At 61.6% G+C, this 17,635-nt stretch carries 15 protein-coding genes; 5 read left to right on the top strand and 10 right to left on the bottom strand.

Annotation, left to right across the window (positions count from 1 at the left end; genetic code table 11):
- The 3 genes from ACTHV6_RS09250 to ACTHV6_RS09240 all read right to left on the bottom strand — a co-directional run.
- A partial coding sequence (locus ACTHV6_RS09250) for a hypothetical protein (RefSeq protein ID WP_441387128.1) occupies window positions 1-595 on the bottom strand: 595 nt, incomplete at its 3' end.
- Between the two features lie 517 nt (window positions 596-1,112).
- Window positions 1,113-1,988 carry a P1 family peptidase gene (locus ACTHV6_RS09245; RefSeq protein WP_441387126.1) on the bottom strand — a complete coding sequence of 292 codons (876 nt, stop codon included), beginning with the start codon at window positions 1,986-1,988 and terminating at the stop codon, window positions 1,113-1,115.
- A 278-nt stretch (window positions 1,989-2,266) separates the two neighbouring features.
- Window positions 2,267-3,373, bottom strand: a complete 1,107-nt coding sequence (locus ACTHV6_RS09240) for an NADH:flavin oxidoreductase/NADH oxidase (protein ID WP_441387124.1) — start codon at window positions 3,371-3,373, stop codon at window positions 2,267-2,269.
- A 287-nt stretch (window positions 3,374-3,660) separates the two neighbouring features.
- Between ACTHV6_RS09240 and ACTHV6_RS09235 the strand changes: the two genes are divergently transcribed.
- Window positions 3,661-4,083: an organic hydroperoxide resistance protein gene (locus ACTHV6_RS09235; RefSeq protein ID WP_441387122.1), complete on the top strand. Its 423-nt coding sequence runs from the start codon at window positions 3,661-3,663 to the stop codon at window positions 4,081-4,083.
- A 101-nt stretch (window positions 4,084-4,184) separates the two neighbouring features.
- On the opposite strand, the gene ACTHV6_RS09230 is transcribed toward ACTHV6_RS09235, so the two are convergent.
- The 3 genes from ACTHV6_RS09230 to ACTHV6_RS09220 form a co-directional block, all read right to left on the bottom strand.
- On the bottom strand, window positions 4,185-4,610 hold the full coding sequence (locus ACTHV6_RS09230; protein WP_441387120.1) for a Fur family transcriptional regulator: 426 nt from the start codon (window positions 4,608-4,610) through the stop codon (window positions 4,185-4,187).
- Window positions 4,611-4,701: 91 nt separating this feature from the next.
- On the bottom strand, window positions 4,702-8,103 hold the full coding sequence (locus tag ACTHV6_RS09225) for a transglutaminaseTgpA domain-containing protein (RefSeq protein WP_441387118.1): 3,402 nt from the start codon (window positions 8,101-8,103) through the stop codon (window positions 4,702-4,704).
- 6 nt (window positions 8,104-8,109) lie between these two features.
- Window positions 8,110-9,081 carry an AAA family ATPase gene (locus tag ACTHV6_RS09220; RefSeq protein ID WP_441387117.1) on the bottom strand — a complete coding sequence of 324 codons (972 nt, stop codon included), beginning with the start codon at window positions 9,079-9,081 and terminating at the stop codon, window positions 8,110-8,112.
- A gap of 34 nt (window positions 9,082-9,115) precedes the next feature.
- Between ACTHV6_RS09220 and ACTHV6_RS09215 the strand changes: the two genes are divergently transcribed.
- Entirely contained in the window at window positions 9,116-9,403 is a 288-nt protein-coding gene (locus ACTHV6_RS09215; protein ID WP_441387116.1) for a hypothetical protein, read from the top strand.
- Between the two features lie 662 nt (window positions 9,404-10,065).
- A complete protein-coding gene (locus ACTHV6_RS09210; protein WP_441387114.1) occupies window positions 10,066-10,329 on the top strand; it encodes a CopG family transcriptional regulator in 264 nt (87 codons plus the stop codon).
- 11 nt (window positions 10,330-10,340) lie between these two features.
- Here the strand turns inward: ACTHV6_RS09210 and ACTHV6_RS09205 are convergent, their stop codons facing one another.
- Window positions 10,341-10,661 carry a branched-chain amino acid transporter permease gene (locus ACTHV6_RS09205; RefSeq protein WP_441387112.1) on the bottom strand — a complete coding sequence of 107 codons (321 nt, stop codon included), beginning with the start codon at window positions 10,659-10,661 and terminating at the stop codon, window positions 10,341-10,343.
- The gene (locus ACTHV6_RS09200; RefSeq protein WP_441387110.1) at window positions 10,658-11,452 is read right to left on the bottom strand and encodes an AzlC family ABC transporter permease; all 795 of its coding nucleotides are present in this window, start codon (window positions 11,450-11,452) and stop codon (window positions 10,658-10,660) included. Before ACTHV6_RS09200 ends, ACTHV6_RS09205 begins: the two co-directional genes overlap by 4 nt.
- 141 nt (window positions 11,453-11,593) lie before the next feature.
- Here ACTHV6_RS09200 and ACTHV6_RS09195 point away from each other — a divergent pair, with 141 nt between their 5' ends.
- Entirely contained in the window at window positions 11,594-12,691 is a 1,098-nt protein-coding gene (locus tag ACTHV6_RS09195) for a calcium:proton antiporter (protein WP_441387108.1), read from the top strand.
- Between the two features lie 146 nt (window positions 12,692-12,837).
- Complete coding sequence (locus ACTHV6_RS09190) at window positions 12,838-15,519, top strand: phosphoenolpyruvate carboxylase (RefSeq protein ID WP_441387107.1); 2,682 nt, start codon at window positions 12,838-12,840, stop codon at window positions 15,517-15,519.
- 94 nt (window positions 15,520-15,613) lie between these two features.
- Here ACTHV6_RS09190 and ACTHV6_RS09185 read toward each other — a convergent pair whose 3' ends face one another.
- Together ACTHV6_RS09185 and ACTHV6_RS09180 are read right to left on the bottom strand one after the other, a co-directional pair.
- Window positions 15,614-16,171: a YceI family protein gene (locus tag ACTHV6_RS09185; RefSeq protein WP_441387106.1), complete on the bottom strand. Its 558-nt coding sequence runs from the start codon at window positions 16,169-16,171 to the stop codon at window positions 15,614-15,616.
- Window positions 16,172-16,369: 198 nt separating this feature from the next.
- Window positions 16,370-17,329, bottom strand: coding sequence for an EamA family transporter (locus ACTHV6_RS09180; RefSeq protein WP_441387105.1), 960 nt, complete (start codon window positions 17,327-17,329; stop codon window positions 16,370-16,372).
- Window positions 17,330-17,635: the final 306 nt, after the last annotated feature.

Raw genomic sequence — 17,635 nt, 5'->3', positions numbered from 1 at the left:
ACTTTTCTTGACGCTCCTGACGTGTGACCTCACGCTCAGCTATCTGTGGAGCATGTTGAAACAACCACGCCCGAATACTCTTGCGAAACTCATCAACCGACAACTCACGAGCAAGAGCCAACAACCTAGTCTCGTCTGTCTCAGCCTTGGTGAGGAGGTCTGGGGTGCGGGCGACCTGCTTAAGCACGCTCAGGTAGTCGGCAGAGATCTCTCCCCTGCGCATGGAGGCAACAAACCCCGGAAACGACTCGGTCGCAAGATTCGCGAGTGAGATTTCGGCACCAGCCTGCTTACGAGACGACTTACCGCTGTTAGCGATCAGGTCATGCATCGTCCGATCCGGGCCCGGCAACGGCTCCACACCAGACGGTGAGTCTGGGGAATCGGGTGATACAGCGTCTTCTTGAGCCTTCCTCCGGGCTGCCTGCAACGCGGTAACATGCCCGGTTGCGGCCATCGTCAACCCATCCAGTGTCAGACCGAGGGTTTTCAGGTTCCCGATCAGGTCCACACTTTCAGCTAGGTTCAGGCTAGCGACAGGCAGATCGTTGGCTCCGGCGCTCAACAATGTGATCCCGCGGCGAATTTTGTCCATGGCAGCCGTCTTGATATCACGACCCGCCACCGTGCCCTCTAGTTCCACGCTCTCCACCTCCCTGCCTGCTTCCGTTGCAATGGTTGAGATCCCGCCTGTACGGAGTACCCCCGACCAATTTGTGTTCCAAACCTTTGTTCTACTACCTCCAGTTTAGAAGACCCCTCCCACACATTCTGACGAAAGCAAGCACCTAGACTGGTAGAACCATCCAGATTCAAACGATTGTTCTATACCATCCAGCCTATAGGCACCCTCCAACACGTTTCCGCACCCATCCACAGGGCTGATTCTGGGGACACCACGAGGATCACGACAGCGCCAAAGACTTGGCAAACTGTCAGGCAGAAAGGAGGAAGAGTCCAAGGCATGGCGTTAGGAGAAGAATAATTGACGGATCAGGCCAAGAACGATAGACGAACCAGCGGTCCGCCAGCCCGCGAACGAACGCAACCACCACCCAAAGCAAGCGGTGGTGCGAACGGAAGGCCCCGCCGTCGTCGGAAAAACCCCGACTCTACTCGGATAACCCCGCAACACTGCGGATCGCATCGGTCACGGCGGCAACGCCAAGTAACCGCACGGCGTCGATCTGCGCAGGAATCTCCCCGGTGGCGGCGGAAATGAAGGCGTCGCCGTCGAAGCGTGTGTGGGGCGGGGTGATGGCGCGCGCCAAGCCGTCGTGGGCGCCCTGAGCAAGGATGTGGCAGCCAACTTTGTCTAGCTTCGCGTTGGTGATGACAGCGCCGATCGTTGTGTGAGTGCGCGTGGGAACCATCTGGGTAATGAGCTCAGCCGATTCGAGCGAGATCGGTGCCCCACCCAAATCGATATCACCAAACGCATTGACCACGCAGATGGCACAAACCACGAGCTCCCCGAGGCGGTATTCGGCGTACCCCAATCCGCCGGGCTTGCGATCGGCACCGCGCCACTGGCTCACGTAGGCCCCGGCGCCGGCCCCAACCCGCCCACGCACAACCTGAATGTCCTGATCGCTCCGTGTGGCCTGGGCAGCCGCATATCCGGATTCACGAGTTGGGCGCACGCCAGCATTCCCGGCAGCCAAATCGTAAATGCCCAGCGTCGGGATGATCGGCACGTTGCCGGCAGCAGTGGGAACGCCCCGTCCGGCCTCTTCGTAGTACTGCATAACGCCGTCCGCGGCCGCTAGTCCAAACGCCGATCCACCGGTCAGGCAAATGGCGTCAACGGATTCCACAGCTTTGTCCGTAGCAAGTAGATCGAGTTCCCGGGAGGCAGGGGCTCCACCGCGCACCTCACCGGAGCCCACCGTTCCTTCTGGCAACTCGATAACAGTGCACCCAGTTTGGGCATCACTATCCGTCCAGTGCCCGATCCGGACACCGTGTACACCGATCGAATCGCCCATTTTCTCTGCCTACCCTTGTTCCCTCAGCCGATCGGCGAAGGGTTAGCGAAGAGTGACGCGCAAATCCACCCCAGCACAATTCCGGCGATGGCCCCCATGGTGCTGAGTCCATCCCACCGCCAGTTGGGCAACTTCGATGTGTTCTTCGAGGTCTCCATCGTGTCCACTACCTTTCGGATAGGTTCTCGCGTACCTTTCGGATAGGTTCGCGGCCTACGTATGTTCTGCCACCGCCGTGAGCAGGACGCCCGTGAACCGGACCCCCGCGATCCAGCCCCCTAAAACGCCCGCGCGTACTGCGGCGGAATGTAGGGCTCGTCAAACCCAAGCGCCCGCGCCGCCCGAATCGGGAAGTTGGGATCGCGAAGGGATTCGCGCCCGAGATACACTACGTCGGCCTGCCCAAGCGCCACAATCTGTTCGGCCTGCGCTGGGTCCACAATAACGCCGACAGCCCCAACCGGCATATGAGAGCCCTCACGAATGGTTTCGGCGGTGGGCACCTGATATCCGGGCCCCACCGCAATGCCAGCGCCCGAGATGTTTCCGCCCGTGGAGATGGAGAGGAAATCTACCCCGTGCGTTCCCAACCACTTACTCAGATCGATGATCTCCTCCATGGAGTAGCCCTCTGGCGCCCACTCGGTCCCAGACAGCCTGACGATGATCGGCATGGATTCGCCAACCTCGGCGCGAACGGCATCGATGATCTGTAGCAGGAAACGCGCCCGGCCCACCATGTCGCCACCATATTCGTCGCTCCGCATGTTGGAGGCAGGCGATAGAAACTCGTGGACAAGATACCCGTGCGCCCCGTGAATCTCGAGAACATCAAACCCGGCATCAACGGCCCGCCGCGCAGCCCGCGCAAATGCCTGTACAAGCTCCCCGATCTCCGCAACCGTCAGCTCACGCGGTTCGGCAAGATCACCGAAAGCCACGGCGGATGGTGCGACCGTTTGCCAGCCGCCGTCCTCCACCGAAACCGAACCAGATCGAGAGCCAGGTCGAGCACCAGTCCCGCCCGCTTCCCCCGGCCACTCCCTCCACGTGGATGCTTTCCGCCCAGCGTGAGCCAGCTGAATCGCCGCCTTCGCGCCCTGCGAATGAATAAGCTCCGTCATCGGCGCAAAGGCCCGCGCCTGCTCATCGTTCCATATCCCTAGGCACTGCGGTGTAATCCGCCCCTCGGGCACAACCGCCGTGGCTTCCACGGTCACCAACCCGGCCCCGCCCCGCGCGAACGAGCCGTAGTGCATGAGGTGCCACGATGTAGGCACGCCGTCCTGCTTCTCCGCCGAATACTGGCACATGGGCGGAATCCAGATCCGGTTGCGGATCGTGGTGTCCCGCAGCGTGAGCGGGTCAAACAGTGCGTGGGTCATAACTGGTCCTTCGTAGCCTCGTAGCCTCGTGGCCTTCGTATCTTCGTAACCTCGGCGTTGCGGCGCTCAAAGTTCCAGCACCATAGTTCCAGCACCCAAAGCACCGCCCGCCACCCCAAGCCTAATAACGCCGTTCCGCCACCCCGCAGCCCACACCAGAGTTTTCGCTCATGGTGGATGATCGCGCATATCCCCTTGTGTCCGAGCACATAAGGCGGGAGACTCGAAGGGAAGTCGGGCCCAAAGCCCTAAAAGAGAACCACAACATCGGCACGTAAGGAATGATGATGGAAGCTCAGTACACGACAGAAGCACTTTCAACCGGCGCTGGCCGCAGCGGCAAGGTCCAGTTGGCGGATGGTTCGCTCTCATTCGATATGACTCCGCCGAAGGAAATGGGCGGATCCGGCAAGGGCGTGAACCCCGAGCAGCTCTTCGCCTGCGGATACGCCGCTTGTTACCATCAGGCGCTCATTAGCGTGGCCTCAAGCCACAAGGTCAAGATGGAAGACGAGACTGTTGGCACGAAGGTCTCTATTGGCGATAACGGCAAGGGCGGCTTCCAGTTGGCCGTCGCGCTTGAAGTTGTGATCCCGAACGTGGATCATGACACGGCTCAGACCCTCGCAGATGAGGCCCATCAGGTATGCCCGTATTCGAATGCCACACGTGGCAACATCGAGGTTACGGTGACTGTCTCGGACGATTAATAGGCCGCCACACCGGTCACCTACTTGTCGGGGCGGGGTTGGAGGATGGGTTCGTCGTCGTCGTTAAAAATGGCGATGGACCTGCTTCTGGCCCCGCCCACTTACTTGTCCTGCGCCGTGCAATCCGCGCACAGCCCGTGGTAAATGACCTCGGCGAAATCGATGGTGATATCGCCTTCTTCGGGCGGGTGAATGCACGGGACATCGCCGGTGGCGCACGGGACGTCGATCAGGCGCCCACAGTTGCGGCACAGCAGGTGATGATGGTTATCGTGATGCTCAATTTCGTAGAGCGAGGCGCCGCCATCAGGCGTCATACACCGCAAAATGCCCACGCCCGAAAGCGCGTGCAGCGTATCGTAGACGGTTTGCTGGGAGACTTTCCCCAGTTGGGTGCGAACGTCGCTGATGATCGTTTCCGCGTCCACGTGCTGGCGCCGCGAGATCGTGGACAGCACCGCCAGACGAGGCGAGGTCACCCGCAGCCCTGCTCCACGCAGCGCTTCCTTGAAATCCGGTCCGTTCATAGCACTAGGATAACCCCTATTCTGGAACAACTCCGGTTTGAGCGCGTTCCGTGATGAGTTCAATATATTTTTTTAACGACGACGGCGAAGCTCACGATATACGCGCGCCGCGATGAACTAATGACCGGGGCCACAGGCGGGCGCTCACGCGCAGGCGGCGGCTGGATTGGCGCCGCAGTTCGGCTAGGACGGTGCGGAGGTTGTCCGGGTGCGGGGCAGGGCGATCGGGGGCCGCGGTATCACCGGGCGCGCCGTACTGTTCTTTATCGGCGGCGGCCAGAATCGCGCGAGCTGCGGCAATGGCATCTGGGTTGATGAGCATACGGGTGGCTACAAGGTGTTCGATCACGGCCTCGCCGGTGCGGGCGCGCAGATCGCTCGCGTCTAGGCCCAGGTCCACGGCGGTCTCCTCCACCTCTGCCCATGCGTGGGTGGCGCTCCGGTTTCGGCGGCCAATGGTGCGGGCGGCGCGGGCCATCGCGGGGATCGCGAGCGCTAGGAGGGCCGCGACAATCACCCACGGGGCGAATCGTTGCCATGCGGGGGCGTCGGTTTCGGGCGTCTGAGTTGGTGGGTCGTGGCTGGCGTCCTGCTGCTGGGTCTGGGTGGGGGAAGAATCTGACGTTGCGGTGTCCGTGGGCGCGGCGGATTCGGTGGTGCTCTCTTCGGTTGGCGCGGTTTGGTCCTGCGTGGGGCTGGCGCCTCCGGGACCACCGGGGGTCGGTTCGAAGGGGATCCAACCCGCCTCCTCAACGAAGATCTCGGGCCAGGCGTGGAGTTCTCCCCCGCGCACCTGTGTTGAGGCTCCCGTGCTGCTGAACGGCGCATACCCCACCGCCACACGCGAGGGGATGCCGAGGCTGCGTGCCATGACTGCATAAGTTGAGGCGTAGTGAACGCAGTAGCCAGTCTTTTGCTCCAGCAAAGCCTCCATCACGGCGTACGGATCCCCGCTATCCATCCCGGGTTCGTAGGGCGCTTCTTCGTCATAGCCGAACTCGCCGCTGCGGAAATACTCCTGCAAAGCCGTGGCGATTTCCACGCTTCCTTCGGCTCCCGCCGTGACGTCCTCGGCTGTTTCGGAGATGGCGGCTGGGATGGTTCCCGGCAGTTCGAGGTAGGGCTGCAGATGCTCGGGGGCTGAATCCGGATTTGGGTAAGTGCTCAGCGCGCCGTCGCTCAGGACCTCCAGTATCTCTGGTTCTAGGGTCATCGCGTACACCTGATACTCATCGCCGCGGCGCGTTCCGCCAGACTCCTTGCGGGCGGTGTTCGATTCTTCCATCCAGATCCAGTCCGCCGGATCGAAGTTTTCACTCACGCCGTCAACCAGTATGGGCGAATGGGGCATCGGCAGCCATTCGCTCACCAAACCCTCGATCGTGATCGTGACGGGCTGGGTGGCGCCCATCTGTTCGGGGCCGATCGTCTCAGGACTTCCGAGCACCTCGGGGGTGAGCGTGCCCGGGGTTCTGGCCGTTCGGACATCGGTGCCCCCGGCGTTGATCTGGTCTTGAGGCAGCCAACGGCCCTGAGTGAACTCGGAGAGCGTGGCAAGCGGGAATCTCATGGGGCCGCTCGCCCCCTCGTAGGTAAAGGCAACCACATCGCTGCGCTCGCGGAGATCTTGGCCGAGCGCCACGGTCACATCGGGAACGGTGGAGGATACGGGAGATCTGACGTTCGCCTGATTCCACACCCGGTCGGTGGAGGCTGGTGCCCACGCGACCGTGGCGGCGGCTAGTGCTAGCGCGGTTAGGGCGGCTACTACGGCGCCTAGGTTGCGGCGCGGCGATCCGGCAAATACGAGGAGTGCGGTCAGGAGGGCGGCACCCGCGAGCATGGGAGCTGGCAACGATTCGCTGAGCACCGTCACCGGCACCAGCATGGCAATGGCGGGCATCACCGCGCTGAGAACAAAGCAGTCCACGCCGATCAGGAAGAGTGTGCTGACCACAATGCCCAGAAGGAACAGGAACAGCACCAGATCCTCCATGGCGCCTCCCACCTCCATAGGTGGTGAGCCGAAATAGACCTCCTGACCAATTGCCTCGAAGAGGAAGCGGTGGTTGTTCCACCATCCCTCAAGCCGTCCGGCGTCATAGGACCACCACGCGGCCGCCGCCAGCCCCACGAACAAGGAGGTGAGAGCGGCACTTGGGCGAAGCGTCGGGCGGAGCGCGCGCAAAGCCGCTGCTCCAAAAATCAGGATGGCGGCTAGTGCGGCGGCCTTGGGAAGCCATCCTCCCGGTTCCAGCACCCCGGTGAAACTCCACATCGCCAGCATCCACAACCCGAATACGGCCACAGATCCCAGCAGAATTTGGATTCGCGTTGCCGGGGCTGGCTCGGAATCTGCCGTGGCGTGCGGCGGGGCGATGCGTGGCATTCCTTCCCCAGGTACCGTGACAATGTGCCAATCGCTGGCGGTGGCCACTTCCTGGTGGCCTCCATCTGGGGAGCCCTCCTGCACGTACAGCACTCCGGAACTGGGTTCGCCCATGCGGGTCAAGGACCTGTGTAGTTCTGGGGTCACGGTGGCCGTGACTATCGTGCCAGCGCCGCGGCTCCCCGCTTCCTCGCCTCCGGCATCTTCGCTGGCGGTGCCCCGGTCCACTCTGGCAAGCAGGCGCAGAAGTTCGGATTCGCTGTGAACTCGATGGTGGTTGTTGAACTCGAGAACGTCTGCCATGTTCAAGAGATCGCTGCCTATGGTGGCCGCGGTAGCCACCGCCAGCTCGAAAGAATCATCATCCGGATAGGCGTCCGGGGAGGTTTCGAGCCACAACGATTGTTCAGGCAGTTGCTCCGTATCCGGCAGGTTGACCAGCAATTGGCCCTGCCTGGCACTCTGCTTCCAGTGGACCTCACGCATCGCATCGCCATCGCGATAATCGCGCAGGGCCCCTGCGGGCTCGCCGGTGTTATGTGCCGAAACGTTGGCAGTGCGCGGGCTATCGGTGCCGTTCAGATACTCTCCAAACGGGGCGGGAACCTGCGGAAGGATCGGAGGATGCACAAGGAGGTGGCCCGCTTCCTTTCTCTTGAGCCGGAGCCGAGCGAGGCCGAGCGGGCCGAGGATCGTGAGAGAATCCAGCCTGAACCCGTTGACGCCGCGTCTCGGCGGCACCCACGGAACCTCAACGGAGCAGCCATCGCCCGCGGGAATGTCCACCTCTCGCGTGAGTATTTCTGGTTCTGGGCCGAACCGCCAGCGTGCCATCACGTGAACCGGCCACGGCAAGCGGTGGGAGAAGCGAGTCTTGACGGCAACGGTATCGCCGAGCGTTGGGGACGGCAGCGAAGGCGTGAGCGTGGCGCTTAATCGTGCACAGGCTGCAGTGGCCGCCGCGCCTCCACTCACCACAACGAAGGCACCAATGAGGATGCCGAAACTCCACACATCGCGCAGGCCAACTGACCGGGATCCGATCCAGAGCAGAATTGCCAAGCTCAGGAATCCCCATCCGCGGCCAGTGAGCGTCAACATCATCGCGGCTTATCCAAGTGGCATGCGCGCCACGATGTCGGAAATGATCTCGCTGGACGCGTTGATGCTTTCGGCAACGGAGGCAAATCGCCCGCGTGCCATGAGCCGGTGTGGCAATACAATGCGGGCGAGCGCGGCAACATCGTCAGGCGTAACGAATGGCCTGCCGTTGATCGCAGCCCGGGCCTTCGCCATCCGTGCTAAGTGCAAGGTGGCTCGCGGGCTAGCTCCTAGAGCGATTCCCGAATGATCGCGGGTAGCCGCCACGATCGCGATCAGGTATTGCGCTACCTCATCCTCCATGTGGATGTCTGCGATGGCGCGCTGAGCCTGGAGGATTTCGGCGGTGCGTGCCACCGCGGTAACACGACTTGCCGGATCAACGCTTCCGCGTGCCTGCAGCATGCTCAGTTCAGAGCCTGAATCCGGGTAGCCGAGCGATATCCTTGCCATGAACCGGTCACGTTGGGCCTCGGGAAGCGGAAACGTTCCTTCCATATCCTGCGGGTTCTGGGTGGCGGCCACCATGAACGGTTCAGGCAACGTGAATGTGTGGCCGTCAACAGTTACGGACCGCTCCCCCATCGCCTCAAGCAGAGCGGACTGAGTTTTCGGTGTGGCACGGTTGATCTCATCGGCGATCACCACATTGGCGAATATGGGCCCGTGATGGAATCGGAACTCTTGGCTGGTCTGGTCATAGATGGACAGGCCCGTGACGTCGGTTGGAAGCATGTCCGATGTGAACTGGATGCGCCGCACACTCGCCTCGATTGAACGGGCCAGCACCGCGGCAAGGGTTGTTTTACCGACGCCCGGAACGTCCTCGATCAGAAGGTGTCCGCCGGCGAGCATCGTCATAATCGTGGTATCGATGGCCTCCGATTTTCCGCTCACCACACTGCTCATAGAATCGTGAATGCGGCGCGCGAGTTCCGCGATGGATCGGGCAGTCGTGCTCAATTCGGGCTTGGACGTCACCCGTTCAACGTAACACATGGGTTACGTAGCCACTATGAGCGGTGTTATCCCACTTCTCACGGCTCTTGGATTGGGAGATACTGGATTCATGGCCTCCCGGATCACATTTTTTGCCGACGACGAGACGCGACACGCACTCGCCGACCTCACCGCTGATGGCACTCTCGTACAAGTAGCGATTCGCAACGCAATCATAGAGGCCGCCGTGCGCAACGTACAGAAGCGTGCACGCGAGGAGGCCGAGGCACTGGCTGCCGAGGAAAACGATCGAGCAGAGGCTGCGCAGGTTCTACGTGATATGGAGACGTCGCGTGCGTGGTGACATCTGCCGACCTCGCGCGCCCCGCGCAGTGGATCCAAGCCGACTCGGTGACTTAGCTGGGCACCTCGATTTTCAAGAACTCCGGTCGATTGACGCAGCATTGCGTTTGGTCTTGCACCTCTAAATTAACTGCCTAGACCGCGCTCGAGCACGCTTTCGCTAATCTGTCCTTTCACACCTATTTCTCATCCACAGAGAAACCTTCTCGAATCAAGTCTTCAGTTCGTAGTGCCATGCATCCGTAATAAGCATTGAGCTGACAACATTGGTCTATCAGTATGGCCAACGTCGGATCCCTATAGCAGCGTCAACGCCAAAACACTAGCAGTGGGGAGCCCTTCCCAAGCTGTCATTCTCGCACTACACTTATGTCTTACAAAATAGATTTTGGAGGCCACGGTGAAGGTTCGCGTTCATGCGCGTGTGCACGCGAAAAGACCAGAGATCCAAGACACCGATGCCGTCACAGTCTTCGACTCCGCCATCGCAAAGGTGGCACGTAAGACCGATCCCGTACAGTACGTTGGAGTTGGCATCGACAACAACGGAAGGCTGCTAGAGTTCGTCGCCGTAGAACGTGAATTGGATGAGTGGTTAATCTTCCACTGCGCTCCACCGTCGAAGAGCGTTTTGAAAGAACTAGGCCTAGGAAGGTGAACGATATGAAAACCTACAAGGACGTTAATGGAACCGAGTTCACCGAAGAGGACATCGAGCGCTGGGCAGCCGATGCAGAGGCGGATGTCCCCTACACCGGAGAGCACTATGGGCCACCAACGCCTGGACGTCCTGTGAGTGTGGGCACCGAGGCGAAGCCATTCACTCTGCGGCTCGATCGTGAGCGGCGCAGCAAGCTAGATGCAGCGGCGCATGATCGCCACGTAACGCCATCACAGCTTGTGCGTGACCTGATCGATACCCTCTAACCGTTCGCCCCCTAGAGCAGCGTCGAGGCGAGCACCACGTACACGCCCGTCCCCGCGAAAATGCTGATCAGCGAGTTGCCTTTCCACAGGTGCACACCAACGGTCACTCCCACCGCGAGCGCCGCAGAACTGATCGCCGCCACATTCAGCGCTGTGTCGCGCAGGGTGTAGGCGGCCAGCAGGATCATGACACCCACCGGCATGGCTTCGCTGATGTAGCGCAGAATATTGCTTTCGCGCAGCGGGGCGAGGATCGCAAACGGCAGGGCCCGCAATGCCCACGTGACACCCGCCGTCACCAGAATTGCCGCGAGAACATATCCATGCGTCATAAGTTCGTTCCCTCCGATCCGCGCGCATTCCGCTCCTGCCGCCCGCGCAGCACATACATCACCATCAAGCACGCGATGAAGATGATCATCGAGATGAGTAGCATGTTAGCCGGCGAAATCACCGCACCAACACCGGCGCACGCCAGCGCAATAAGCGGGATAGGCACCGAACGGTGCGCCTTGTACCCCTCGATAGCCAGCACGATGAACAGCGCTGTGGCAGCGAAGTCCAAGCCCTTGATCTCGGGCGGGATGAGAGTGCCGAGCAACGCTCCAGCCGTTACACAAACTGTCCACGCCAAATGAAACGACGCCTCCAGCGCGATGATCTTCGTACGAGACCACGTGTGAGCCTCGGGTACAGAGGAGACGGCGTAGGCCTCATCGGTCAACGCGAACGTTCCATACATCTTCCAGCCAATTCCCTTGACCCGCTCCAGAGGGAACGACAGCGCGTAGAACGCGTGCCGGAAATTGACCAGCAAGGTACTCACTGCAATCTGTGGAAGTGGCGTGCCAGCGGCAACCAGCCCCAGCAGCAGGAACTCCATGGATCCCGCGAATACGACCGCCGAGAGGATCGGCGCCCACCACCATTCAAGTCCCGTCTGGATAACCAGCACTCCCAGCGCCAACCCAAGCGGCACTGCCGCGAGCGCAGCGGGGAGAATCGTGCGCCAGCCGTCGGCAATTTCGTGCACCGTGGATTGCTCGCCGGAATGTGACCGGCCCTCGTTCGGTGTACCTCGATCTGGCAGATCATCACTGCCGTGGGCGGAGAAGTGAGACACCTCTTCAGCCTAGGCATCGCGCGCCGCCTATTGCCAATCGCGTCCACGCCCCGTCCGGTATACTTATCGCGCAAGAAGCCAGCGGGACGGCCCGCGGGATGACTACACAAGCGGGGACGGCCCCGCAGAAGTTGATGTATCGTGTCTTCTCCCAAAGTGGCCACTCCCCTTGCGCTCGGGCGTTTGGCGCTCGGTTGGATCGTCCTCCTTCTGGCGCCGCTGATCCCCGATCACCCCGCAACACCGGCAACGCTGGCGATCCTCGCCGCGCTCATTGGCGTGATCATCCTGTGCTCATTCGGAGTAGTGGCACAGGCGGAAGGCCTGGCGCGCCGCCTCGGCGATCCCTACGGAACGCTGATCCTCACGCTGTCCATCGTGATCATCGAAGTAGTTCTGATCTCAGCCGTCATGCTAGGCCCAGGCCACCACGCCGAAATTGCCCGCGATTCAATCATGACGGTCTCCATGATCATCATGAACCTCGTGGCCGGAATCGCGCTGATCATCATGGCCGCGCGCCGCTCAAGCGCCGCCCCGAACCCCGCCGGCATCCGCGCCTATGTGTGGCGCATCATGGCCCTCGGAGCGCTCGCGTTCCTCGTACCAGTCGCGTTCACCTACACCCCCGTTCAATCCATCGCCATCGCCGTAACCGTCGCGATCTTCTACAGCCGCTTCCTCTACCTCCAGCTGGGTAGGCGCCATCGCGATTACCAAGAGACGTCCACCAGCCCCAACCCTGCTTCCGCCACAGAACAACCGCCCCGCACGTCGGTGACCCGCGCCCCTGAGGTTCCCCTACGCGCCTTCCTCCTTCTGGCCACGGCGGTCCCGATCGTGATTTTGGCGCACGACATGGCCTCGCTCCTCGAACTGACGGCCGAACGCTTCACCCTGCCCACCGCCCTCCCCGCGGCCATCATCGCCACCATCGTGTTCCTTCCAGAAACGATCACCACCTTCAAGGCGGCCCACCGCGGTGAGCCCCAGCGGGTCTCCAACCTGTGCCACGGCGCCCTGCTCTCCAGCTTCGGCCTGACGATTCCGAGCGTGCTGATGATCGGCGTCCTGACCAACCAAGACGTGGTTCTGGCCGAGAGCACCGCAAACCTCGTCATCTTCGGCGCCACGATGGCCCTCACGCTCGCCACGTTCAGAGGCACCCCGCGGATCGCCGGCGGCCTCGCCCACCTGATTCTTTTCGGTTTCTATACCGCTTTCACCTTCGTCCTTTAACCACTATTTTTCGACGACGACGGAACCTTCCGTACGCACGTAGGTTCCCGCCGTCGTCATCCCCTTCTGATATGTGATCAACGCCCATTGCTCGCTCCGCGAAACGTTAGGCCAGAAGTCCTAGGTGCACGCCTAGGATGTTGGCCATGTCTGAAGAGAATGTAACGCCAGCCGCCACGCTAGGCGGGCGCGCCGCAGGCGTTGGCGGCGAGCTACCCGAACAGCTGCGCGGCGATGTACGCCTTCTGACCTCGCTACTCGGCCGGGTGCTGCGCGAAAGCGGATCGTCTGGGCTGTACGAGGATGTGGAGCGGCTCCGCCAAGCGATGATCGCCGCCTATTCAGACGAAACGGCGGGCGCCTTCGAGCAGGCCGAGGCGATCGTGGAGTCATTCACGATCGAGCGCGCGGATGAAATAGCGCGGGCCTTCACCGTGTACTTCCATTTGGTCAACCTTGCCGAGGAGTTCCATCGCGTTCGCCTCCTGAACGCGAACCCGACCGAAAACACGGACTCAGATCTGTACGGAACGGACACTGTGGCGGGTGCCTACAGCCGGCTCGCCGAGGAAATCGGCGAACACCGCGCGCATAACCGCCTCACCTCGATGCGGTTTCATCCCGTGTTCACGGCGCATCCCACGGAGGCGCGCCGCCGCGCCGTCTCTAACTCGATTCGCCGCATCAACGAATACATGGCCGAACGCGAGGCCACCCCGAAGAACCCCACATCCGAGCACCGATTGGAACGCCGGCTCCTAGAAGAGATCGATACCCTGTGGCGCACCACCCCGGTGCGCGAACACCAGCCGACCCCGGAGGACGAGGTCCGCTCCATCATGGCGGTGTTCGATGAGACCCTCTACACCACCGTTCCCAAGGTGTACCGCCGCATTTGTGACGCCCTGCAGGGTGACGAATCCGGCCTCACTCCCCCGGCTATTAGGCCGTTCCTTAGGCTCGGCACGTGGGTGGGCGGGGATCGTGATGGTAACCCGTTCGTCACCGCCTCTGTCACCAAGAAGGCACTGGCCATTTCCTCGGACCACATCCTGCGTGGCCTTGAGCAGTCCACACGCCGCGTGGCACGTACCCTCACGCTCTCATCCGAAACCACACCGTCCAGCCCGGAGCTGAAGTCACGCTGGCGCCAGCTCACCACGGCGGACGAGGAAGGTTCGGCCGCCGCCGTCACGAAGGCGCCAGAGGAGCCACACAAGCGCGTCCTCATGCTGGTGGCGCGCAAGATCGAGGCCACTCGCGCCCGCAACGCCGATCTAGCATATGAAGGGCCAGAAGAACTTCTCGGGGATCTTCGCCTGACTCAGGACTCGCTGGCTCAGGCCTGCGCCAACCGCCAAGCCTACGGCGATCTCCAGCAACTCATCTGGCAGGTGGAGACCTTCGGCTTCCATCTGGCCGAACTGGAAGTGCGCCAGCACTCCACCGTTCACAGGCGAGCACTGGCCGAATGCGAGGCTGGCGGCGAGCTCTCGGAGGAGACTGAGGAAGTCCTCGAGGTGTTCCGAACCATCGCCCAACTGCAAAAGCGTTACGGGCCTCAGGCGGCTGGCCGCTACATTATCTCGTTCACCCAATCGGCGGACGATCTGGCGAACGTGTACAAGCTCGCCCATTACGCGGTAGGCCCCGGTGGAACCGGCCCGGTGCTGGACGTGATTCCGCTGTTCGAAACCTTCGCCGATCTTCAGGCCTCCACCCGCATCCTGACGGAGTTCGTCACCTATCCGGAGTTTGCTGCGCGCCTGCGGGAGACTGGCGGGCAGATCGAAGTGATGCTCGGCTACTCCGATTCGTCCAAGGATGTAGGCCCCGTTGCCGCGAACCTCGCACTCTACGCAGCCCAGGCGAACATCGCCCAGTGGGCCCGGGAGCGCGGCCTCAAGCTCACGCTGTTCCACGGCCGCGGCGGTGCGCTCGGACGCGGCGGCGGCCCGGCCAACACCGCGATTTTGGCCCAGCCACCGCATTCTGTTGACGGCCGCTTCAAGCTGACCGAACAGGGAGAAGTCATCTTCGCCCGCTACGGGGAGCCCGCCATCGCGATGCGCCACATCGATCAGGTGGCAGCCGCGACGCTTCTGGCCGCCGCCCCATCCATCGAGCAACGTAATCTCCGCGCCGCCCAGCGTTTCGCCCCGATCGCCAAAACCATGGATGAATCCTCGCGCCGCCGGTTCTCACAGCTGGTGGACGCCGAAGGGTTCGCCCCGTGGTTTGCCACCGTCACCCCGATGGAAGAAATCGGCCTTCTGGCCCTCGGATCGCGCCCGGCCCGCCGCGGGCTATCGGTCGAATCCCTCGAAGATCTGCGCGCCATCCCGTGGGTGTTTGCGTGGAGCCAGGCCCGCATCAACCTTGCCGGATGGTTCGGGTTGGGCAGCGCCCTTGAGGAGGTTGGCGATCTGGAGCTCCTGCGCGAGGCCTACGCCCAATGGCCGCTGTTCACCACGCTGGTGGACAACGTGGGCATGAGCCTGGCCAAGGCCGACACGCGGATTGCGCGGCGCTACTTGGAGCTGGGCGACCGCCCGGACTTCACCGAGATGGTCATGGACGAAATGGCGCTCACACGCCGCTGGATCGCGGACATCACGGGCGGCGGGCGCATCATCGATAACCGCCCCGTCCTCCAGCAAGCGGTCAAGATGCGCAGCCCGTACGTGGACGCGCTCTCCCTCCTCCAGTTGCGTGCCCTGCGTGTGCTGCGCTCCGAGCCTCAGGGCCAGCCCGTCTCCCCCGAGTGGCAGCATCTGTTGCTGCTGTCCGTTTCCGGAGTATCAGCCGGGCTGAAGAACACCGGCTAGAGGGGTATGTGGCGGATGGGTTTTCGTCGTCGTCGTTAAAAAGAATGCGCCCCCGCACGAAAAACGTACGGGGGCGCGAAGTCTAAAGGGGCGATCAGGCGGCGTCCTCAACCTTGGTCGCGGAAATCTCGATATCGAGCGTTACCTTGTCGGATACCAGCATGCCGCCGGTCTCCAGAGCCTGGTTGAACGTCACGCCGTAATCTTGACGATTGATGGTGGTGGAGCCTTCCCAGCCCATGCGGGTGTTGCCGAAGTTGTCCTTGGCGATGCCGCCGAACTCGAAATCGATGGCGAGTTCCTTCGTGGTGTCCTTGATGGTCAGATCCCCGGTGATGCGGGCGGTTTCCTCATCGAGCTGCTCAACCTTGGTGGACTTGAAGGTAATGGTGGGGTACTTTTCCACGTCAAGGAAATCGCCGGTGCGGACGTGGCCATCGCGCATCTCGTTGTTCGTGTTGATGGAGGCGGCCTGAATGGTGACCTCAACGTTGGAGCTGCCGGGGGTTGCGGCATCGGTGTGAGCGGTTGCTGCGAAATCGTCGAACGTGCCACGAACCTTGGTCACCATCGCGTGGCGAGCCGAGAAGCCGATGCGCGAGTGCGCGGGATCGATGGTCCAATTGCCTGTCAGTGCTGCTGTATCTACCATGTTGAGTTATCCTATCCATGCGCGGGCGGACGGTCCGCTGCGCTACACCAAACATAACTTGATTGAATACTTGACTATTCCACTTTGGCGGAATTAGTCGGGTTATGCGGATCACATCTGGTATTTCGACTCTAATGGTGGGGCGGCGCTGAGACAAGGCTATGGTGCCGGTGTTTGTAGATGCGGCGAGGATTACTCCTACATGACCAACGCGAGAGTTCCCGCCACGATGAGCGCTAGGCCGATGGCGGCGCGGGCGGAGAGGCGCTCACCAAACACGATGGCCCCAAAGGCAATGGACACGAGAATGCTCAGCTTATCGATCGGCACCACCACGCTGGCCGGGCCTTCTTGGAGCGCGCGGTAGAAGCAGAGCCACGAGGCGCCGGTGGTCAGGCCGGACAGGATGAGGAACGCCCAGCTGCGCCGGTCCACGGTGGCGATCTGGCGCTGTGTGCCCTGAATGAACACGATCAGCCACGCCATGACCAAAACAACCGCCGTGCGGATCGCCGTGCCCAGCGTGGAATCCACATCCTCGATGCCGATCTTGCCGAGGATCGCGGTGAGGGCAGCGAAGATGGCGGCGCCTCCCGCGTAGAGGAGCCAGGTCCAACTGCCAGCGCTTTGTCCCGCTGGATGTGTGCCGTCTGGAAGGGTTTCGGGAGCGGTGTTCGGGTGCGTTTCGGCGGCCGCCGTTGCGACCGGATCTGCTGATGCGATTGCTTGGGCCGGCGCTTGACGCCGCTCGATCATGAGGAGTGTGCCTATGCCGATCGCTACCATTGCGGCCAGAACCAGCGCGTTGACACGCTCCCCCAGAAATACGAAGGCGAGAATCATCGTGAGTACCGTGCTGGACTTGTCTACGGGGACAACCTTGTTGACGTCGCCAACTTGAAGGGCGCGGAAGTAGCAGAGCCATGAGGCGCCAGTGGCTAGGCCTGACAGTACGAGGAAGAGCCACGTGTGGCCGTCAATCTCCCCGATCGTGCCCCGCGATCCCACCACGAACACCATCGCCCAAGCGAGAACCAGCACCACGATGGTGCGCAGCGCAGTGGCCAGATTCGAATCAACATCGCGAATCCCGAGCTTGGCCAGAACCGCGGTAACCCCGGCAAACAGCGCGGAGCCCAGCGCGAACATCACCCACATCGTGCAGACTTCTCCTTGGTGTAATGCCCCTCTATTGTGTCCACTGGAAGTCTAAGGCATGCGGGCGGTACCAGACTCGTAACGCTCAGCTTTGAAATACAACCACCACTAAAGGACCGCAACAACGGAATTACCTAGTTCCTCCTACCAATGTCTGTCATGCAAAACAGAGTTGTAACAGTACTTGTTGCTTCAATAATTCACTTAATCTCTTCTAGGTATGCCAACCTGGCCAGTAACGAGCATTCGGTCACGATCGAACGATTCCCATTCACACCTGTGACTTAATTGGTCAGCCGAGGATTG

Origin of the sequence: Ancrocorticia sp. (genome assembly GCF_052089425.1) — a bacterium.
Lineage (GTDB): Bacteria > Actinomycetota > Actinomycetes > Actinomycetales > Actinomycetaceae > Ancrocorticia.
The sequence above is the reverse complement of the archived record's forward strand: the minus strand, read 5'-3'. Positions and strand labels throughout refer to the sequence as shown.